Origin of the sequence: Chryseobacterium paludis (assembly GCF_025403485.1) — a bacterium.
GTDB classification, from domain to species: domain Bacteria; phylum Bacteroidota; class Bacteroidia; order Flavobacteriales; family Weeksellaceae; genus Chryseobacterium; species Chryseobacterium paludis.
The window spans coordinates 4,003,205-4,023,872 of sequence record NZ_CP099966.1; the positions used below are offsets into that span (position 1 = coordinate 4,003,205).

17 protein-coding genes are annotated in these 20,668 nt (G+C 33.8%); 9 read left to right on the plus strand and 8 right to left on the minus strand.

Annotated elements, in window-relative coordinates; genetic code table 11:
• The first annotated feature begins 31 nt into the window (after positions 1 to 31).
• Together metH and metF are read left to right on the plus strand one after the other, a co-directional pair.
• Positions 32 to 2,692, plus strand: a complete 2,661-nt coding sequence (gene metH, locus NG806_RS18195; RefSeq protein WP_261510968.1) for a methionine synthase — start codon at positions 32 to 34, stop codon at positions 2,690 to 2,692.
• 6 nt (positions 2,693 to 2,698) lie between these two features.
• Entirely contained in the window at positions 2,699 to 3,658 is a 960-nt protein-coding gene (gene metF / locus NG806_RS18200; RefSeq protein WP_214831193.1) for a methylenetetrahydrofolate reductase [NAD(P)H], read from the plus strand.
• A gap of 56 nt (positions 3,659 to 3,714) precedes the next feature.
• On the opposite strand, the gene NG806_RS18205 is transcribed toward metF, so the two are convergent.
• Positions 3,715 to 4,869 (minus strand): hypothetical protein, encoded by a 1,155-nt coding sequence (locus NG806_RS18205; protein ID WP_214831194.1) that lies wholly within the window; start codon positions 4,867 to 4,869, stop codon positions 3,715 to 3,717.
• 99 nt (positions 4,870 to 4,968) lie between these two features.
• On the opposite strand from NG806_RS18205, the gene folE reads away from it, so the two are divergent.
• Positions 4,969 to 5,634, plus strand: a complete 666-nt coding sequence (folE, locus tag NG806_RS18210; protein ID WP_214831195.1) for a GTP cyclohydrolase I FolE — start codon at positions 4,969 to 4,971, stop codon at positions 5,632 to 5,634.
• A gap of 211 nt (positions 5,635 to 5,845) precedes the next feature.
• The gene (gene cysS, locus NG806_RS18215) at positions 5,846 to 7,312 is read left to right on the plus strand and encodes a cysteine--tRNA ligase (RefSeq protein ID WP_261510969.1); all 1,467 of its coding nucleotides are present in this window, start codon (positions 5,846 to 5,848) and stop codon (positions 7,310 to 7,312) included.
• A 3-nt stretch (positions 7,313 to 7,315) separates the two neighbouring features.
• Here cysS and NG806_RS18220 read toward each other — a convergent pair whose 3' ends face one another.
• On the minus strand, positions 7,316 to 7,441 hold the full coding sequence (locus tag NG806_RS18220) for a hypothetical protein (RefSeq protein WP_261510970.1): 126 nt from the start codon (positions 7,439 to 7,441) through the stop codon (positions 7,316 to 7,318).
• 145 nt (positions 7,442 to 7,586) lie between these two features.
• Here NG806_RS18220 and NG806_RS18225 point away from each other — a divergent pair, with 145 nt between their 5' ends.
• The 5 genes from NG806_RS18225 (at position 7,587) to NG806_RS18245 (ending at position 13,889) form a co-directional block, all read left to right on the plus strand.
• Complete coding sequence (locus NG806_RS18225) at positions 7,587 to 8,753, plus strand: T9SS type A sorting domain-containing protein (protein WP_261510971.1); 1,167 nt, start codon at positions 7,587 to 7,589, stop codon at positions 8,751 to 8,753.
• Positions 8,754 to 8,878: 125 nt separating this feature from the next.
• Positions 8,879 to 11,530, plus strand: coding sequence for a 4-alpha-glucanotransferase (locus tag NG806_RS18230; RefSeq protein WP_261510972.1), 2,652 nt, complete (start codon positions 8,879 to 8,881; stop codon positions 11,528 to 11,530).
• A gap of 140 nt (positions 11,531 to 11,670) precedes the next feature.
• A complete protein-coding gene (locus NG806_RS18235) occupies positions 11,671 to 12,624 on the plus strand; it encodes a hypothetical protein (protein ID WP_214831199.1) in 954 nt (317 codons plus the stop codon).
• Positions 12,625 to 12,809: 185 nt separating this feature from the next.
• Positions 12,810 to 13,253, plus strand: coding sequence for a hypothetical protein (locus NG806_RS18240; protein ID WP_214831200.1), 444 nt, complete (start codon positions 12,810 to 12,812; stop codon positions 13,251 to 13,253).
• A 126-nt stretch (positions 13,254 to 13,379) separates the two neighbouring features.
• Positions 13,380 to 13,889, plus strand: coding sequence for a ferritin (locus NG806_RS18245; protein WP_214831201.1), 510 nt, complete (start codon positions 13,380 to 13,382; stop codon positions 13,887 to 13,889).
• Between the two features lie 67 nt (positions 13,890 to 13,956).
• Here the strand turns inward: NG806_RS18245 and NG806_RS18250 are convergent, their stop codons facing one another.
• From NG806_RS18250 to NG806_RS18275, 6 genes are all read right to left on the minus strand, one after another.
• A complete protein-coding gene (locus NG806_RS18250) occupies positions 13,957 to 14,427 on the minus strand; it encodes a hypothetical protein (RefSeq protein WP_261510973.1) in 471 nt (156 codons plus the stop codon).
• Between the two features lie 111 nt (positions 14,428 to 14,538).
• A complete protein-coding gene (locus NG806_RS18255) occupies positions 14,539 to 15,165 on the minus strand; it encodes an XAC2610-related protein (RefSeq protein WP_214831203.1) in 627 nt (208 codons plus the stop codon).
• A gap of 145 nt (positions 15,166 to 15,310) precedes the next feature.
• Entirely contained in the window at positions 15,311 to 15,772 is a 462-nt protein-coding gene (locus tag NG806_RS18260; RefSeq protein WP_261510974.1) for a hypothetical protein, read from the minus strand.
• Complete coding sequence (locus NG806_RS18265; RefSeq protein ID WP_261510975.1) at positions 15,762 to 16,397, minus strand: hypothetical protein; 636 nt, start codon at positions 16,395 to 16,397, stop codon at positions 15,762 to 15,764. Before NG806_RS18265 ends, NG806_RS18260 begins: the two co-directional genes overlap by 11 nt.
• An 11-nt stretch (positions 16,398 to 16,408) precedes the next feature.
• Positions 16,409 to 19,846: a hypothetical protein gene (locus NG806_RS18270; RefSeq protein ID WP_261510976.1), complete on the minus strand. Its 3,438-nt coding sequence runs from the start codon at positions 19,844 to 19,846 to the stop codon at positions 16,409 to 16,411.
• Positions 19,847 to 19,850: 4 nt separating this feature from the next.
• Positions 19,851 to 20,666 carry a PAAR-like protein gene (locus NG806_RS18275; RefSeq protein ID WP_261510977.1) on the minus strand — a complete coding sequence of 272 codons (816 nt, stop codon included), beginning with the start codon at positions 20,664 to 20,666 and terminating at the stop codon, positions 19,851 to 19,853.
• Positions 20,667 to 20,668 lie beyond the last annotated feature (2 nt).

Sequence of the window (20,668 nt, forward strand, 5' to 3'; positions counted from 1 at the left end):
TTGTCAGATTTATAAATTGGTAAATTAAAATATGAAATATTTAAGATTGTCGGGCCTCGAGCCTCTTATCATAACACCGGAAAGTAATTTCATCAACGTTGGTGAAAGAACTAATGTTGCGGGTTCTAAAAAATTCTTAAGATTAATTAAAGAAGAGAAATTCTCTGAAGCATTAGATATTGCCCGCCACCAGGTGGAAGGGGGTGCACAGATTCTTGATGTTAATTTTGATGATGGATTAATTGATGGAAAAGCTTCCATGATCAAATTTCTTAACCTTATAGGCTCAGAGCCTGATATTGCAAGAATCCCAATTATGGTGGATTCTTCCAAATGGGAGATCTTAGAAGCAGGGCTACAGGTTGTGCAGGGGAAATGTGTAGTTAATTCTATTAGCTTAAAAGGGGGAGAAGAAGAGTTTGTTAAACAGGCTAAAGCAATTAAAAGATATGGAGCTGCTGTTATTGTCATGGCCTTTGATGAAGATGGACAGGCGGATACTTTAGATCGTAGGATAGAGATTTCAAAACGGTCTTATGATATTCTGGTTAATCGGATCGGCTTTCCCGCTGAAGATATTATTTTTGATTTAAATATTTTCCCTGTGGCAACAGGAATGGATGAGCACAGAAGAAATGCGCTGGACTTTATTGATGCCACAAGATGGGTAAGACAGAATCTTCCTTATGCTTCTGTAAGCGGTGGGGTAAGTAATGTTTCATTCTCTTTCCGTGGAAATGATACGGTGAGAGAAGCTATGCATTCTGTTTTCTTATACCACGCTATTCAGGCAGGAATGAATATGGGAATTGTAAACCCTGCAATGCTTGAGGTCTATGATGAGATCAACAAAGAGCTGTTGGGATTAGTAGAAGATGTTATTCTTGATAAAAGAGAAGATGCAACAGAAAGGCTTCTTGATTATTCAGAAAGAAATAAATCGGTCAAAAAAGAAAAAGTTGAGGAGTTAGAGTGGAGAACAAGGCCGTTACAAGATAGGATTACCCATTCTTTAGTAAAAGGAATTGACCGTTTTATTGAGGAAGATGTAGAGGAAGCCAGGAAAGCGGCAGCAAAGCCATTACATGTTATTGAAATCAATCTGATGACAGGAATGGGAGTGGTAGGAGATCTGTTTGGAAGTGGAAAAATGTTCTTGCCTCAGGTGGTGAAATCTGCGCGGGTAATGAAAAAAGCAGTTGCTTATTTACAGCCTTATATTGAAGCAGAAAAAGACGGGTCGAGACCTGCGAATGGTAAAATATTAATGGCTACCGTTAAAGGCGATGTTCATGATATCGGAAAAAATATTGTAAGTGTTGTTTTAGGCTGTAATAATTATGAAATTGTAGATCTGGGAGTGATGGTTCCTGCCGAAAAGATTATTCAGACTGCCATCGAACAAAAAGTGGATGTAATTGGATTAAGTGGATTGATTACGCCGAGCTTGGATGAAATGGTATATATCGCTTCAGAATTGGAAAGACAGAATCTTAACTTTCCTTTGTTGATCGGAGGAGCAACGACTTCCAAGGCACATACGGCTGTAAAAATTGATTTAAAATATAAAAATGCTGTAGTCCATGTTAATGATGCTTCCAGAGCAGTGAATGTTGTAAGTTCTTTATTAGGAGATCGAAATAAAGAATACGTTCATGATCTAAAAGATGAATACTCAGACTTCCGTGAAAAATTCCTAAACAGACAGGTTGATAAAGACTATGTATCGATACAGGATGCCCGAAAAAATCATTTTAAAATAGATTGGGAAAACGAGGATATTTTTATACCCAATAATGTGGGAATACAAATTTTCCAGGATCAGGATCTCAATGAATTGGTCCCATTTATCGATTGGTCGCCTTTCTTCAGAAGCTGGGATCTGCATGGTAAGTATCCTAATATTTTTGAGGATGAGGTTGTTGGGGCTCAAGCTAAAGAATTATTCAAAGATGCTCAGGTTATTTTGAAAAAAATTCTTGATGAAAAACTCCTGACGGCAAAGGCCATATTCGGCGTTTTTAAAGCTAATGCTAACGAAACGGATGATATTATAATTTTTGATGAAAACGATCAGGAACAGGTTAAGTTTTTAACCTTAAGACAACAACTTCAAAAATCAAAAGGAAAAGAATATCTGGCATTAAGCGATTTTATTGCTCCTAAAAGTTCTGGAAAAACTGATTATATGGGAGCTTTCTGTGTTACTACAGGTTTTGGAACAGATGAATTATCATCGGAATATGAAAAAGCTAATGACGATTATAATGCAATTATGGTAAAAGCTCTTGCAGACCGATTTGCTGAGGCTTATGCCGAATTCTTACACAAAAAGGTAAGAACCGAATATTGGGGATATGCTAATCAGGAAGAATTAAGTAATGAAGATTTAATTGCTGAAAAATATAAGGGAGTTCGTCCTGCTCCGGGATATCCTGCATGCCCAGATCATTTAGAAAAGAAAACAATTTGGGATCTTCTAAAAGTAGAAGAAAATATAGGCGTATACCTTACCGAAAGTTTGGCAATGTTTCCAACGGCTTCCGTTTCAGGATATTATTTTGGAAGCCCACATGCAAAATATTTTGGGTTAGGAAAAATCACAGAAGATCAAATAAAAGATTATGCTGCAAGAAGAGGTTGTAGCATTCAGGAAGCCAAAAAATGGCTGTCACCTAATTTAGCAGATTAATTAAACATGAAGATTACAGAACACATAAAAAATGCAAATGGAAAGGCTTTATTTTCTTTAGAAGTTGTTCCGCCGCAAAAAGGGATTGGTATTGAAGACCTCTATACCAATATAGATCCATTGATGGAATTTAAACCGCCTTTTATTGACGTAACGACTTCGCGGGAAGAATATATTTACCTTGATAAGGGAAATGGACTGGTTGAACGGAAAATAACAAGAATGCGTCCTGGAACTTTGGGTATATGTTCTGCAATCCAGCATAAATATAATGTAGATACCGTACCGCACTTACTTTGTGGAGGATTTACCAAAGAAGAAACAGAATATCTTTTGGTAGACTGTATGTATTTGGGGATTGATAATATTATGGCACTTCGTGGGGATGCAATGAAGGGGCATCAGTATTTTGAAGCAACACCTGGTGGACATGAGAGTGCTATGGATCTTGTACATCAGATCAATGATCTTGGTCGGGGAAAGTATCTTCATAATGAAGACCAGATATGTGATGAACTTAATAAATTTTGTATTGGAGTGGCCGGTTATCCCGAAAAACATATTGAAGCCCCTTCAATGAATTACGATTTGAAATGGTTAAAGCAAAAAGTAGACGCAGGAGCTGACTATATCGTAACTCAGATGTTTTTTGATAATAAAAAATTCATCGAGTTTGTTCAAAAAGCCAGGGAGATGGGAATTACCATTCCTATTATTCCAGGGATTAAACCTATTGCGACAAAAAGACATTTAAAATTACTGCCACAGGTTTTTAAAATCGATTTACCCGAAGAACTTATTAACGAAGTTGAAAGTGCTAAGAACAATGAAGCTGTAAAGCAAATTGGTATAGAGTGGGCTATCAACCAGTGCAGAGAGCTTCTGGATTTTGGAGTGCCGGTTTTACACTTCTATTCTATGGGTAAAAGTGATAATATAAAGAAAATTGCGGGGGAATTATTTTAATGAAGGAGTATAAATGAAAGGAAGTCCCTGTTGTTCATTCAACAGGGGTTTTTATTTTATAGGAAAGGATGTCTTTTAAAAATTTTATTTTGATCAAATAAATAACGGTAGGTTATTAATTTTCGGGTTATTGTCGTATCCAGGGTTTCAGCAATTTTTACCATTTTTGGATTGAAGTCACCGATCCATTGAAGCTCAGTTACTGTAAAATCAGTGTACTTTCTTAGATGTTGAGTTCCTTCCCAGATCATATATCCATCTATGCCCTTTCTCTGCCATTCTGGAATAACTCCAAAAACCAATCCCACCATTTTCTCATTCTTTTTGAATTTTTTATACCATAAAAATTTTAATTTTTCGAGATAACCGAATTTTCCGTTGAGGTATTTTATCCATTGATTCAAATCCGGAATATTCATCCACATTGCAATAGGTTTTTCATTTTCATACACAAACCAGGAAATATGTTCATTGATAATGGGCTTCATTGTCTTGAACATTTTCAGAACCTTACCTTCTTCTAATCTTTTACCTTCACCATGTGCAGCCCAGGCACTATTATAAATTTCAGTAAAATCCTTTGCAAATTTTGACAGATTATTCTTTTTCATAGGTTGAGAAGAGATCGCTGGATTCCGTTTATGTTTTGCGTGCATCACTGTAAAAACACGTGAAACTTCGGCGAAAATTGGTCTTGAAAAACATAGCTGTTCGAAATACAATTGAAATCCGTAATTCTCGAAAAGTTCTTCGTAGTAGGGGAAATTATAGTTCATTCCGTAGAGTGGCGATGAAAAACCTTCGATAAGGAGTCCCCAGAATTTATCCCGTTCACCGAAGTTTATAGGCCCATCCATGGCTTCAATTCCTCTCTCCTGAAGCCACTCCTTACAATAGTCAAAAATAAAATTAGCAGTTTCCTGATCATTAATACAATCAAAAAAACCAATGCCACCAGTCGGTTGGTCTTGTTTATAGGTTCTATTGACAAATACAGCCACTTTACCAATGGTATGGTTGTCTTTGCTCTTAAATAAAAACCTTTTACATTCACCAGTTTTAAAAGTCTTATTTTTAATAGGGTCAAAAATCTCTTTGATGTCTTTATCTAAAGGTCTGATGTAATTTTCGTCATGTTGATAAAGTCGAGCCGGAAACTCTAAAAATTCCTTTTTTTGCTTTTCATTCTGTACTTCTTCAACAATAATCATAAAATTTATAAAAAATAGGGGATGAAAGATAATGTTTTTAGTTTCAATTGAAATAAACAAAAAGATATTATCCGTATTTTTGTTGCAAATTAAATAAAAATGGTTGATTTTACTGATAACGACGATGATATTTTCACAGGAAAAGAACATACGCCTATAAGGGAAGATGCTTTTGATAAATCGCCACAGGAAAAAATAGAAAAGATTACTCAGCTTTTTGGGGAAATCATGGAGACATTGGGAATGGATATGACAGATGACTCCTTAAAAGACTCCCCAAGGCGTGTTGCGAAAATGTATGTAAATGAAATTTTTGGGGGACTGCTGCCAGAAAATAAGCCAGGCATTTCTAAATTTTCCAATAAGTATAAATACCGACAAATGTTGGTGGAAAAAGATATTACAGTATATTCATTTTGTGAGCATCACTTTTTGCCAATTATTGGGAAAGCGCATGTTGCCTACATTTCAAATGGTGATGTAATTGGTCTTTCGAAAATTAACAGAATTGTGGATTATTATGCAAAGAGGCCTCAGGTTCAGGAAAGGCTTACCATGCAGATCGTAAATGCTCTTAAGGAAGCTCTTGGAACAAAAGATGTAGCGTGTATCATAGATGCAAAACATCTTTGTGTAAACTGCCGCGGAATTAAAGATACAGCGAGTTCTACTATTACTGCAGAATTGAGTGGAATCTTCAGAACGAATCCTATTACAAGACAGGAATTCCTGCATTATGTAGGAAGTCATACAACTTTGGATTAATTGTATTAGATTCTAAAATACAGCAAAGAAATATACGTTGGAGTATTTGACTCAGAGTTATCAGGATCATTTATGACATCATTTAAAAACAATTTAATATGGTAAAATTTAAAAAGGTTTCGCATAAAATATTTTTGGTAACAATTATTTGTTGTTGCTGAATATATCGCGTAAAAAACTTAGATTGAATCATTAAATTAAAACAGACACAATGCAATTAAAAATATATAATTCGCTAACCGCAGAAAAAGAGATATTTAAACCCATTTTAGAAGGAAATATTGGAATGTATGTTTGTGGACCTACGGTTTACAGTAATGTACATTTGGGGAATGTAAGAACTTTCCTTTCCTTCGACTTTATTTATCGTACTTTAACTCATCTTGGATATAAAGTACGATATGTAAGAAATATTACAGATGCAGGGCACCTTACAGATGATGGAAATGTAGATAATGATAGATTCGTAAAACAGACCCGACTTGAAAAATTAGAACCTATGGAAATCGTACAGAAATATACAGTTGATTTTCATAAAGTTTTAGACATGTTCAATTTACTGCCTCCTAATATTGAGCCTACGGCAACAGGACATATTGTTGAGCAAATTGAATTGACTCAAAAATTAATTGAAAGAGGTTTTGCTTACGAAAGCAATGGTTCTGTATATTTTGATGTTCTTGAGTACAATAGGAGAGGGTTGAATTACGGGGAACTTTCAAAACGTAATATTGAGGAACTTTTTGCTAATACCCGTGATCTTGACGGACAGGGGGAAAAGAAAAACTCACCGGATTTTGCCTTATGGAAAAAAGCCTCTCCAGCCCACATCATGAGATGGAATTCGCCTTGGGGTGAAGGTTTCCCTGGATGGCATCTGGAATGTACAGCAATGAGTACTAAATATTTAGGTGAAAAGTTTGATATTCATGGTGGTGGAATGGATCTGAAATTTCCGCACCACGAATGTGAGATCGCGCAAGGGAAAGCTTGCAATGATATTGCTCCGGTAAATTACTGGATGCATGCTAATATGCTGACAATGAACGGTCAACGTATGAGCAAATCTACTGGAAATTATATTTTACCAATGCAATTGGTAACTGGAGAAAATGATTTCTTTGAAAAACCTTTCCATCCGTCAATTGTGCGTTTTTGCTTCTTACAGGCTCATTACAGAAGTGTTCTGGATATTTCCAATGATGCAATGATTGCGAGTGAAAAGGGATTCATTAGATTAATGGAGGCTGTAAAAGTATTGAATTCCATTACTCCAAACGATGAAAAAGAATCAGGCTTTAATCTTAAAGAATGGAAGACGAAATCCTACGATGCATTAACGGATGATTTTAATTCACCAATACTGATAGCGCATTTATTTGAAGCTGTGAAGTTTATTTTTGCTTTAAATGATGACAAAGAAACGATTTCAACAAATGACCTTGAAGATTTAAAATCTACTTTAAATGCTTTTATTTTTGATGTCTTAGGTTTACAGGCTATTGAAGAAAATAATAATGAAAAGCTGGATCAGACTTTACAGGTTCTCATCGAGCTAAGAAATCAAGCCAGAAAGTCTAAGAATTTTGATCTTTCCGATCAGATCAGAGATAAGTTGCTTGCAGAAGGTATTGAACTAAAAGACGGAAGAGACGGTACAACTTACGTTCTGAATTAAGGCTTAAAATATTTTATAATATCCTCCCGCAGGTTTTGCAGATAGCACAGATTTTAAAACAAAATCATAGGTTAGATCCGCAAAATCTGCGGGATTTTTTTCTTCCGCTGAAGGAGGAATCTTAATCATGTAGATAAAGAAGGTATTTTAGAGGAAATTAAAGAATATGCTTATAATATTGTTAAATGTTTAAATAATAGGATTTTTTGTTATTCAATTCTAAAATTGTGTAACTTAGTAGTAACAAACTTATTACGATCTAAATTCTACAACTATGAAAAAACATTTATTCCCTCTAATCTTGCTGTTATTAGGAACTCAGGCTTCTGCGCAGCAAGATTTTTTTGCGCTTACCGGAAAAGATACTCCGAGTATTATTTTTAATGATTTCCGAGCGATTGATATTGCTAACGGTGTTTCTGGTGAAACAGTCTTTACATCTGATTCTTCCGCAAAAGTCTTTTCACAATCGAGAAATAGTTCTGTTACGGAAAATAGAAATTCCTATGACAATGCTCAGTCAATGACTATGGCAGCACTTGCATATGATTCATCTGGAAATAATTTGATTTATATGCCCATGTTTTCATCAAACGTTTATGTTTTAAATGCTAAAACGAAAGGAATTACTTTGATAGAGAATAACATAACTAAGGTAACAGCTTGTGATATCAATTCTCATATAACAAGAATGGCAACAGGGTATGATGGAAATATCTATGCAATGAATAACGCGGGAACCCAATTTTTACAAATCAGTAAAAAGAACAATCAATATTCAGTTACCGATCTGGGTATTGTTAAAGATGATATTTCCAATGGAAAGAATTCATTTACAACAATCGAAACTGGTTTTGGTGGCGATATGATTGCAGATGCAGAAAATAACTTCTATGTTTTTTCAACTTCAGGAAATGTTTTTAAAGTTTTAAAAAACGAGCTGAAGGCAAAATTTATAGGTAAAATTACCGGTCTTCCGGAAAATTATTCAGTGAATGGTTCTGCCGTGAATTCAAAAGGTAAAGTGGTTGTCGCAAGTGCAAAAGGAGCTCCTTTATATGAAGTGGATTTGCAAACTTTAGAAGCCCGTCAGCTTTCCGGAAATTTAAACTTACATATCTATGACCTGGCAAGTAAATATTTTGCAAATGATAGGTCTGCTATAGCCATTACTTCTAATCACTTGGATATCTATCCAACTAAAGTAGATGAACGTTTTATTACCGTTGATGCTAATGATAAAAATATAAAAGGAAATCTAAAGATTGATATTTATGATATGTCCGGGAAGAGTGTATTGAAACACAATTTATCTGCAAAAGGAGGAACCGTAAATCAGAAAATAGATCTGGGCAATTTAGTGAGTGGTGCATATATAGTAAACATTACAGAAGACTCTGGTAAAATATTATTGAATAAGAAGATTCTAGTGACAAAATAATCTTCTATATTTTTATCTTCTAAAAAACCTTTTCAAGTATTTTGAAAAGGTTTTTTTAATGAATATTTGACATTCTATAAGTTTTGTTTTTCAAGATTAAAATGTATTTTTATAAAAAAATAGAGATGAAATTATACTTTAATATTGGTTACAGCGCGAAAATTGGAGAGGGTTTACACTTGTTGATCATTGAAGAAGGAGCTGCAGCTAAGACCCATAAAATGTTTTATACTGAAAACGGTTTATGGAAATGTGAAGTTGATTATTTTTCAAAATCTATTTCTTATCAGTATCAGCTTGTTGATGAAAAAGGAAATGTTTTGAGAGAAGAATTTGTATCTCATCACCTTAGCTTTCCTCATAACTACAAGGAATTCTTAATTTTTGATGAATGGAATAACAGAAATTTCCCGGAGAATTATCTAACTAATAAAATTCTTTATAATAAGCTTAATCAGTTTGTTCCTGAGAAAGTGACCGTTCTGAAAAAACATACACACTTATTTCGGATTGAAGCTCCAATTTATAACCCAAGCTGGAAAATTGTTGTTTTTGGAAGTACAGAGTCTTTAGGGAGATGGGATTACGAAAAAGCAATTCATTTATCTCAGACAGATTTCGGTGTTTGGGAAGCATCAGTAGAAATTCCTGAAAATGAATTTATCCAATATAAATATTGTATTTATGACCTAAACTTAGGTAAGGTAGTAGACGTTGAAACAGGTGAAAATAGATTTGCCATTCCAAATATGCAAAAAGATGTTCTGCAAATTCTTTCTAACCACTATTTTAAATTTAAATCTTATCAGATGTATCATGACGCAGGGGTAGCAATTCCTGTGTTCTCATTGCGTAGTGAAGATGGATTTGGTGTAGGGGAATTTACTGATATGAAAAAACTGGCAGAATGGGCTAAAGAAACTGATCTTGGCATTATTCAGATTCTTCCTATTAATGATACTACAGCAAACTATTCATGGACAGATTCTTATCCTTATGCTGCTGTTTCTGTTTATGCGCTACATCCGCAATATATTTCACTGGAAAATCTTGATTTTTTTATACCGAAGGATTTAGTACAAGAATATCAGGAGGAAAAAACAGAATTGAATACATTAGATTTAATCGATTATGAAAAGGTTATTGCAGGTAAATGGAAATATTTAAAAACCATTTTCAATATTGAGAAAGAGAAAATATATAAAGATCGAAACTTTAAAAAATTTATAAAAGATAATGAAGACTGGTTGATACCTTATTCGGCATTTTGTGTATTGAGGGATAAATACAAAACCCCAAACTTCAACAATTGGAAAACACATAAAAAATATATTGCTGGAAAGATTTCACCATTCTTTTCTGCAAAGAACAAAGAATATGATAATTCCATGCTTCATGCCTGGGTGCAATTTCAGCTTCATAAACAATTAAAAGATGCTGTTGATCATATCCATAATCTAGGGGTTTCTGTGAAAGGTGACTTGCCGATTGGTATTTACAGATATTCTGTAGAAGCCTGGGCGGAGCCGGAACTTTTCGGAATGGACTTTCAGGCTGGAGCTCCACCTGATCAGTTTACAGAATTGGGTCAGAACTGGGAATTTCCAACTTACAATTGGGAAGCTATGAAAGATGATAACTACAAGTGGTGGAAAAATAGATTTAAAGCATTGGAACAATACTTTGATGCTATGCGAATTGATCATATTTTAGGATTTTTCAGAATATGGAGAATGCCTATTTCAGCAACTCAAGGCATTTTGGGATATTTTTATCCTGCCGTTCCTATTGTCTTGGAAGAATTTAAAGCATTAAATATTCCTTTCAATTTTGGCAGATATTGTAAGCCCTTTATCAACGACCAGATCCTATGGAATTATTTAGGAGAAGACAGTAATAAAGCATTAGAATTTCTTATTAATAATTTTGATGGGACCTATTCATTTAGAGAAGAATTTGATACCCAAAGAAAGCTGTCAGAGTATTTTAAAAAATATTCTCAGAAATCTCTTGAAGAAAAATTGATTTTACTTTGTGCCAATGTTTTATTTTTAACGGAAGAAAGGGACGGAAAGACGGTTTATCATCCTAGGTTTAAGGTGTACGATACCGATTCATATAATTATTTATCTGATTGGGAGAAAAATTCAATATATGATTTATACCATGATTATTTCTTTAGAAGACAAGATTATCTATGGTATGAAAAGGCTATGGAAAAGCTTCCTGTTATTCTGAATTCCACTAAAATGCTGATCTGTGGTGAGGATTTAGGAATGGTTCCAACTTGTGTTCCTGTAGTAATGGATGAGCTGGGTATCGTGGCATTAAAAGTTCAGCGGATGCCATCGGATGCCATTCCGTTTTACAATCCTAAATATGCAAGCTATATGAATGTGGTGACCGCTTCATCCCATGATAGCTCAACGCTAAGGCAGTGGTGGACTGAAAACAGGGAATTAACGCAGACCTATTTCAATAAACAATTAGTACAATATGGGAAGGCTCCGGAAGAACTGGATGCGAATCTAGCTGAAATCATTATGAAGCAACATCTTTATAATGATGCTATGTTGGCTGTCTTTCCTTTGCAGGAATTTTTAGCCACAGATAAAGAGCTCACAAATCCAAAAATGGATAATGAGCGAATTAATGATCCTTCTGTTTTTCCTCATTACTGGCGTTATCGAATGCATCTGAACCTGGAAGGTTTAATTGAAAACACCCATTTTAATGAAAAAATCAGCAGTTGGATAAAAGATAGTGGCAGAAACTAATATTTAACATCTGATTATCAATTAATTAACAATAATTTAAAAGAAGTTTGGTCTAAAGATTTAACTTCTTTTTTTTATTTATATCAAAGAGATAGAATAGAGATATTCTACTATATACTAACCAATTAACGATATTAACGATGAAAAATATACTTTTAGGATTTGCTCTGGGTTTGGCGACTTTGTCGTACGCTCAGCAGTATCCAAATAACGGTTGGGGTGATGAAGGATATGGAAATAATAGTGAGTACTATAATGACCAGGACGATCAGAACTATTTTCCCGATGACTATTATTATGATTATCCTCAGGATTACTATCCAAGTGATTATTATCAAAGCTATTACAATGACTATCGAAATAGTGTGACCAGTATCAACTGGAATGTATTCTTTGCTCAAAACAGATTAAACCGTTGGCAGATCGATCAGATTCTGTATCTGAATAATCTATATTCAAGTTTTTCAAGCTGGAATAATTTCTACAGATATAATCCTGACAGATGGTATTATGACAGATTTTATGCGATGCAAAGAATTTTAGGACCAAGGGTATTTATTACTTTCCAAAACAATTATTATCATGGTTCAAGTCCTATCGTTTATTTTCAAAATTACAGAAGAACGTACTATGTTCCGAGATATAGAGTAATGCCTCGCTATAGAAGTATAAATATCAATATTTACAGAGTGGACAGAAGTAGATTCCGTCGCCAGGATAATCCTACTCTAAGAGTTGTTTCTACCAGAAATTATTCGGGATTCAGAAATAATGACAACAGAAACCAGGGAAATAATGGATTTAGAAATGATGGCGGCTTCAGGAACTCAGATAATAATGGGGTGAGAAATAACAGTGGATTTAGAAATGGGAACAGTGGAAATGTTGAAAGACCAAGTAATAGTGGATTTAGGAATAACAGAAACCAGGATGCAGTAAGAGAAAATACTCCACGTAGAGAAAATAATGGTTTCCGAAATGGTGGTGGTGATGGTTTTAGACAGCAAAGAACTGAGAACTCAGCGCCTAGACAACAGAATAATGGAAACAATAATAGAGGTTCCGGATTCAGACAAAAGTTAGCGAATAATTAATTTTCATATATTATATTTAAGTGGTGTGAAGGGTAGGTTGTTATGATCTGCCCTTTTTTTATTTTCTATTTCTTGATTTATATTTTTAATATTAAAAATTAACATTTTTTATGAATATTTGGATTTAACTTAAGTTTTAATTAATAATCAAAAAGATGTGTAACAATTAATTAAAGATATAAAAAATGAAAAAATTAATTTTAACCCTAGCATTTATAGGAATGGGAAGTTTTGCAATGGCTCAACAAACTACTCCTCAGGATAAACCGTCGAAAGCAGAAATGCAGCAAAAAAGACAACAAAAAGAGCAGGAGCATTTGGATAAAATGCAGAAAGACCTGAATTTAAGTCAGGGCCAAGTTGCTCAAATTAAAGATCTTCATGCTAAGAGAAAAGCAGAGATGAAATCTGAGTTTGACAAAAACAAAGGAGATAGACAGGCCAAGATGGAGGAGATGAAAGCTAAAAGAGAGCAAATGGATGCAGATATGAAAAAGATCTTAACTCCAGAACAGTATACTAAATGGCAGGCTGACAGACAAGCTAAAATGGAGCAGAGAAGATCAATGATGAAAGATAAAAAAATGATGGATAAGCCAATGAATACAGTGACGCCAGCTGCAAACTAAGAACTTGTAATTTTTATTTTTTAATGTGTTGGGGACGGAAGTAATTCCGTCCTTTTTGTATTAATTTTCCTTAATTTTTTTGAAATCGGGCTTTAATTCCGTAATTTTGAATATAATCTTTTTATTATGGTAAGCGAAAAAATTGCAAAATTAGTCAACGAACAAATAGCCCACGAACAATATGCCGCTCAATATTATCTTTCAATGTCTGCTTGGTTTTCAAGTAAAGACCTTGATGGTATTGCTAATTATTTCAGGGTTCAAAGCAAAGAGGAACTAATGCATGCTGATAAAATGTTTGATTATTTAAATGATGTAGGAGGAGAAATTATCATCGGAGAGATTCCGAAACCACCTCATGAATTTGATAATGCTACAGATATCTTTGAAAAGGCACTAGCACATGAAAAAATAGTAACTAAAAGTATTTTTAATATAGTAAAGAATGCTAATGATGAGGGAGATTTTGCAACAACTTCTTTTTTACAATGGTTCATTAATGAACAGGTAGAAGAGGAGGCAAGTGCATCTCAATTGGTTACTAAGATCAGAATGGTTTGTGATAACCCTTCAGCATTATATCTTTTTGATCAGGAATTGGCTCAGCGGGTTTTTGTTCCAGCTGCTCAGGCATAAGACTAAAATAAGGACTAATAAAAAAGAGTGAACTTTTAAAGTTCACTCTTTTGTTTTTATTAAATTCCTATTTTGATGCTTTCAGAAAGATCTGCTGTGTTTCTTCATTGATATCGATCGTTGGAAATTTTTTATCATAATCAATAACAATATCGCCCTTATCCTCAACTCCATTTCCATTAGAGTCCCAATTAATAGTAATATAGTATTTCACAGCATCTCCCTTTTTTACTTCAGGTTTAATAAGACCTTCAGGATTATTGGGTACCGGAAGTTCAATGGTAAAAGGAATCTTTTCTTGAGTATATTCTTTTTCAGTAATTAAACTAGCAGGTACATCTGCCAGGTTAGCAGGAACACCATATAGATTTACTTTAAGCTTTGCATTTTTAGGAATGACATTATCAGCTCCAGTAAACTCGATCTTAACGTTTTTTTCATTAGATGCCTTATCTGCGACTACTGCTTCTTTTTTTGGAGCGTTGCAGCCTGTTAAGAATAAAGCTCCAAGAGCCATAAGGGTTATAAATTGTTTCATCTTAATTTGTTTTAGAAACTAAATTTATGAAAAATATACTAAGTAGGGATATAAACGAACATTAAGTTCTAAGTCAATCGTTTTAAGTGCATACTATTATTTTGAAAAATATTATTTCATATCCTCTTCTTTTGAAGAAAGAACATCCCACTTATTGGCTTTTAATTGAAAAATTGTGGTACTCACTTTACAGCATCCCTTAGGACCGCTTATGGTAAGGGTATTATTATTTTTGTCAATATTTTTTGGAAATGGACCTTCATTCAAAGGAAAGTGTTTTTCTGTTTTAAAAGTTCCATCATTTTTATCCTGAAAATAATAAGAATAAACCGGACCACCACTACCTCCAAAATCATAAAGGATAGCAAAATCTTCAAACCCATCAAAATTAAGATCAGTAATAATAAAATTATGAAAGTTCTCAACACCCTCTGTTATTTTCTTTCCTGAAGAAAAATAATTAATTTGGTTTATATTCGGTGAATCCTTAACGCTTAACCAAGTTCCTGGGGAATACATTATATCCTGAAAATCTATATTGTTTTTAATTACTTTTATTTTGATTTTTGAAGGTCGATTATCAATGTCTTTATTAACTATACTTATAGAAAAGCTGAGATCTTCGTTTTTCAACTCATTTGTGGAAGTTGCTTTTCGACAATTTAGAAGAAATATTGCTGATGAAATAATTATTAATGGATTTCTTTTGCTGTAAAATGTATTTTTAGAGATACTCATCAAAAGGAAATTATAATTTTTATGATGTTTAATATTTGAAATTGTTGTAGAATAATAATATTTTCCATTTTTATTCAATTTTTTTATTAAAACACTCGCAGAATTTTCTTTAAATCTTCTATTTCAATTTTATTTTATACCTTTTTTATGCAGATTTCACTAACTCTATCCATTCGTTAATTGTTCCTTCTCCTCCTAGACCTTTAATAAAATATTTATTATTTTCTTTTTTTATTTCGAAGGCAGCCGTTTTTGACTTGCAATTTTCTTCACCGCCTGCATAATATAATTCTAAAATATCATTACTCTCAATCGTCTTATAATTACCATTGCATCTAATAGGTTCATGGTAAGTGGTGGTGGTTAAAACTGCAACATCCTTTTTTATATTGAAATGATAGGTAATGCTGGCAGTACCAGAAGTTGTTTCTTCAGTTTCTACTGTTGCTGAAAACTCTCCTTGAAATTTGGAATCAAGTAATTTTATATTTTCAGAAGCAGATTGTTTAATGGAGTACTTTTTATTTTCATCATGTGTTTTACAATTGATTAAAAATAAACATAGTATTATAAATATCCATTTTTTAATATCTTTATTATGCATCATAATATAATTCTAGAATTAATTTACCCTCACTATTACGCCATCTTATCCAAAAATGTTCTTTATTATCATCTTCAACCATTAGCCAGTCACCGTTAATTTTAATTGGATAATAGAAGCTGTTTTTATTTTTTGGAGATTCTTGAGATTTATCATCTGGAGTTGATCTTAATGGATTTTGTTTTTCATTAAAATCAACCGAAAATACACTCAATATATGTTCTTCAGTAGTCTGAAACTTAAAATTCGAATCAGATTCTTGTATATACTTTACAATATCTTTATTCTCATTTACGACTATTTTATAAAATCCATTTTCTTTTCCTATACATTTAAATACTAACAGAGTGTTTTCAGGTTTAATAGTATAGGGATCAATATCGTTAAATTTAAATTGATCATCAAAATAAAATGACTTCCATTTTGATTTATCTAAATTATAGATTGTTAATAATTTTTTTTGATCATATGTATTTTTTAAAACTACAAAACCGTTTGTTGGTATTTCTAATTTTTGTTCTTCTGCAACGATAACTTGATTAGGCTTATTATCGATCGTAGTAGGACTATTTGATTTTTCGCCACTACAAGATAGAATAGATAAGAGTAAGAATATTTTTATAAACATAAATTTTTATTTTATTGGGTGATTTTTGCATCTACTTTTTCAACAGTCTCAAATGTTATGGAAAGAGCTCCAATATGTCCATGGTCATAATGACCACCAACTTTTGAATTTACACCCGAATAGCTTTTTCCAGTAGCATAATTCTTATTAAAACCATATTTAAAGGCAATTTTGAAAAATTCTTCATTTTTTGAATCATCAAAAGATGTGGAACTGCTTACACCTTGAAAGCTTGTGCCATTTTTATTAAGATATCTAAAGTCAACATTTAATCCTGACTGTTTTCCTTTGTGACCATGACCGGCATGATGAGAACTTGCTTTTGATGGGCTACTTGTAGGATCACTTCCATTTTCAGAAGACATGTCTCCAAAATGGACTTCCCAACTTTTATCTTTTACTTCTGAAACTATGCCAAATAATGCGGCAGCAGTTTCAGGTAAAAGGTAATGATCTCCGGTACCAACATCTTCTATAGTAGATTTGCCGCCAGTATCTTCTGTACCATATCTATTAAATCCACCACCGGAATCAGGGAATTTAACTAATCCAAAAGAGTTTTTAGAAAGGGTATTAACCTTTACAAAGTCATTTGATCCCTCTTTTACTTGAACATAATATGCAATAGAATCTTCAGCTTTAATATATTTGATTGTACCATCTTTATAGATATAGAATCCAGAGGTGCCTGTGCTGGCTTGCGATCCCGAATTCCCACATGTAAATGTTTTCACTTTATGTGAAGAACCTTCAGAGATACTACCTCTATATCTTTGCAAAATTTCTACCCGCTGAATTACTCCATCGTCACCATATTTCTTTCCTTTGTTTTCGATGTCGACACTCTTATTTTGTGTGTATTCGGTAGATCCTTCTTTATAAAGTTCATAATCATCACTTTTACCCACACCTGCCGGAGCAAAAACATGCAAGTAAATGTCCTCAGGATTTTTAATTTTATCCTTAGAGCCTTCAAAATATTTTTTCACGTAATCTAACTGCTTAACTTCTCCCATTTTAGCGAAATTAAGTTTGACGTCATGAAGTTTATCAAAACCGCTGCCACCCTTGAACTCTCCAATCGCTTCCAGTGCCGCCTGTGTAAATTGAATTAGTCCTACAGCTCGAGAAGTTTTCTTCTCTTTTCCTGTTTTTTTATCCTTAGTGACTAGCCAGAAATCATCTTTAGTAATTGTACTAACATCTTTTATTGGTTTACCCATAATTTGATGGGCTTTAAATGAGCCGTCAGTTTCAACTTTCATAACAGCCATTAATCCACTTGCCATTTCCATTTTTCTGCTTTCACCCCATAATTCGCCACAAATCTGGACAACTTTTTTTCTAAAGTCACAACTTACTTTTTCACCCCAAACAAGGTCTTTATATTTCTCTTTACAGATACATACTCCATCACCGCCACCACGAATATTCTCTCTACCCACTTTCACAGCGCCTTTATTTTCTACCATAGTAGGTAATGTAGCGCCAGGATAGAGTATTGTGAGATCTGTATATTTCATGTAGAAACCTTTTTCTTCCTGCTTTTCGGTTTCCTTTTCATCAGGAAGTATTTTTACCATTGCATTTAGGCGGATGAAATTTTTAGGCTTACCCATTTTAGAAAGATCCACAGGAACTAAAATTTCACCTTTATTATCAAATGTTCCAGTCTTTGTGTCCCTTATTCTTTCATCCTTAAACTTACTTTTTATATTTTCCCAGGCACCTATTTTTAGTTCATCATCCCAAGTCCAATAGGCATCAGATTCTGTTATGAAGTTAATCTCTACTTTTTTACCAACCATATTAATGGCATATATTTTAAAATATATAGCACCACTTAATGGGCTTGTAAAAAGTTGAAGTGAATCATTTGCATCACAAAAATAGGCTTTAATTATCTCAGGTTCAATTGTCACCTTAAGAAACTCACCCAATTTTTTATCTCCATCTTTTATTTGTAAATCCACATTATTTCGGACAATATTAAAATAAAGATCCCCATAATCTGAAGCACCTTTCTTTTTAATATTGGTCATCATTTCTTTTGTAATAGTAATTGGCAAATAAAACCCTGATCTATGACTGTCATTTGTGGAAAAAGTAGAAGTGAATATCTGGGTTTTTCCATTGAAATCATCATCATAAACAGTTAAAGTCAGGTTTTCATTATCAAGACCTGTTCCGCTTACAAAAGCGCAAACTTCCTGGTTTACTCCTGCTTGTGTAATAATATTTCCGCTTCCGCTATCACGATCGATCCATTTGCATTTGTCCTTTTCTACCTTAGGCTCTACAATAGATATTTTTAAAGGCTCTTTGCATTCTCGTCCCCCTAAGCTGCACGAAAGAACATAATCACCAGGAATAGTAAATAGTTTTGAAAATTTAGTTGTAGAACCAGTTCCAGTATCAGGTCCTGTTAGTTTCCATAGAATAGCACCATCTTTCGCAGAATCGAGTTCAGGAAATGTCATTTTTTCTATTTCAAACTCACCTGTAAGTCCCGCCTTTGGTCTCTTATTAACTTTTATTTTTTCTACAATATTATCTTTAACTTCGAAATGCCAGTCATTTTTTACGTTGTCCTCATTATTTCCCGCTGTAGCGCCAATAGCAGATGTAACATAGGCCTCAATATGATACTTTTTCTTTTGTAGAAGACTGTTTGCCGGAATATTTATCGATCTGCCTGTTCCGATAAAAACTTTATCCAGATTCCATTTGATATCTCCTTTTTCTGGAAGATCATTATCATTATTTATTTTAAAATTAAACTGAGTTTTTGTAACACTAAAACTCATAGGAGTCCCGGGTCTCACAATAGCAGCAGCGTGAGTAATATCTTTTACAGATAATGCTTTGGAAGTTCCAGTAAAAGTTTGTGTAGTAACAACTCCTGCTTCATTAGTATATTCAGCAGTTACTATATATTTTGCATTAGAGTTTTGAGGTGTAAATGTAAATGTATTTGATGTTTGGGATCCTTCACTGAGTGTGTTTCCTGATCCATCTGAGAGATAGAACTTTAATCGACTCAATTCATCAGGTAATAGAGGATTAATTAGAAATTTAGCCTCAAAGACAGCTGGAAAGCTTTTTCTTAGAGTATCTCCCGCAACAAAATCTGCAGGATTTTTAGGCTGTAGTTTATTGCCTTCCAAACTGTTGTAACTTATAATGATATCTATATGCTTGAGTTCCGGTGTAGATTGGTAATCTTCTTTTGTTTGAATTTCTTTATTATAAGCTGCTAAACGGAATTTACCTTCTGTAGAAAATGTATAATCCAATTCTAAACCTACTTTTGGATGAATCTCAAATATATTAGTCGCATCAGAACTATGTTCATTGAATATGATCCATGAAACCAACTGAGTATCTCCTCGGCTAACAGTTGCTTTGGCTGTAAACTCCTGATTTGGGCGTAACGTTGTTGTTGCCATATTCTTATGTTGTCTGTTGTGTAATAATTTCTACGCTATCTATAACTGGAGTTCGATCAGTTTTCTTCGGTTGTTCTATGGCTGGATTTACAGCAGCTAACTCCAAAGGATTGGTATTATCTGCATGTGCATTACTTACCGAATCAGTCTGTCCATGTTTATCTATCGTTATTTTTCCGCCCACCATACATTGTAATTCGGAAATTTCAGTAAGGGTATTTTTACCCATTACCTGAGTGCTTTCGTAAGTTTTGCTCCATTTAGGAGCAGCTGCTAAAGCACAAGGAAGGTTTCCTGCAGAAGATGGTTTAAGAGTACATTTTCCAAAAGTTGCAACAGGAGGAATGAATGTTTTATCTTCTTCTGTAGCCGCCAGTTTACTGCTGTCATCATTCAGAACAATGATTTTATGTGTGGTAACCTGAAGATCAGCTGTCTGCTTTGGGTTTTCAGCCTTGTCACAAACACATTTGGCATTATGTACTACAAAATATTTTCCGTCGTGATCACTTTTGGAAGCTTCTTCTTCTTTCTTTTCCTCTTCTTCTTTTTTCTTTTCTTCACCCTGTTTTTGCTCAGCTTCTTTTTGCTCTTTCACAGGATCGGCAGGAGGTGTCTCGCCATTTATCTCATAAATTTCCTCTTGCGTTGGAGTCATAAGATTGAATCCGGCATAGGGAATATCAGAGGTCTGCTGATCAGAACCTGCATTTTGATTATGATATTTCTTGAGTTCAGTCCAGTCTTTTATACCCAATTTTTTGGCTATATCCTGTAACGTCTCACCGCTCTGGACTTTGTATGGGATGGGTGCTGACATAT

Coding starts and splice junctions, on each gene's coding strand:
- NG806_RS18245 (WP_214831201.1), top strand. CDS start 13,380: ATGGTAAGCGAAAAAATTGCAAAATTAGTCAACGAACAAATAGCCCAC.
- folE (WP_214831195.1), top strand. CDS start 4,969: ATGGTTGATTTTACTGATAACGACGATGATATTTTCACAGGAAAAGAA.
- metH (WP_261510968.1), top strand. CDS start 32: ATGAAATATTTAAGATTGTCGGGCCTCGAGCCTCTTATCATAACACCG.
- cysS (WP_261510969.1), top strand. CDS start 5,846: ATGCAATTAAAAATATATAATTCGCTAACCGCAGAAAAAGAGATATTT.
- NG806_RS18230 (WP_261510972.1), top strand. CDS start 8,879: ATGAAATTATACTTTAATATTGGTTACAGCGCGAAAATTGGAGAGGGT.
- metF (WP_214831193.1), top strand. CDS start 2,699: ATGAAGATTACAGAACACATAAAAAATGCAAATGGAAAGGCTTTATTT.
- NG806_RS18225 (WP_261510971.1), top strand. CDS start 7,587: ATGAAAAAACATTTATTCCCTCTAATCTTGCTGTTATTAGGAACTCAG.
- NG806_RS18220 (WP_261510970.1), bottom strand. CDS start 7,441: ATGATTAAGATTCCTCCTTCAGCGGAAGAAAAAAATCCCGCAGATTTT.
- NG806_RS18255 (WP_214831203.1), bottom strand. CDS start 15,165: ATGAGTATCTCTAAAAATACATTTTACAGCAAAAGAAATCCATTAATA.
- NG806_RS18275 (WP_261510977.1), bottom strand. CDS start 20,666: ATGTCAGCACCCATCCCATACAAAGTCCAGAGCGGTGAGACGTTACAG.
- NG806_RS18240 (WP_214831200.1), top strand. CDS start 12,810: ATGAAAAAATTAATTTTAACCCTAGCATTTATAGGAATGGGAAGTTTT.
- NG806_RS18235 (WP_214831199.1), top strand. CDS start 11,671: ATGAAAAATATACTTTTAGGATTTGCTCTGGGTTTGGCGACTTTGTCG.
- NG806_RS18260 (WP_261510974.1), bottom strand. CDS start 15,772: ATGATGCATAATAAAGATATTAAAAAATGGATATTTATAATACTATGT.
- NG806_RS18250 (WP_261510973.1), bottom strand. CDS start 14,427: ATGAAACAATTTATAACCCTTATGGCTCTTGGAGCTTTATTCTTAACA.
- NG806_RS18265 (WP_261510975.1), bottom strand. CDS start 16,397: ATGTTTATAAAAATATTCTTACTCTTATCTATTCTATCTTGTAGTGGC.
- NG806_RS18205 (WP_214831194.1), bottom strand. CDS start 4,869: ATGATTATTGTTGAAGAAGTACAGAATGAAAAGCAAAAAAAGGAATTT.
- NG806_RS18270 (WP_261510976.1), bottom strand. CDS start 19,846: ATGGCAACAACAACGTTACGCCCAAATCAGGAGTTTACAGCCAAAGCA.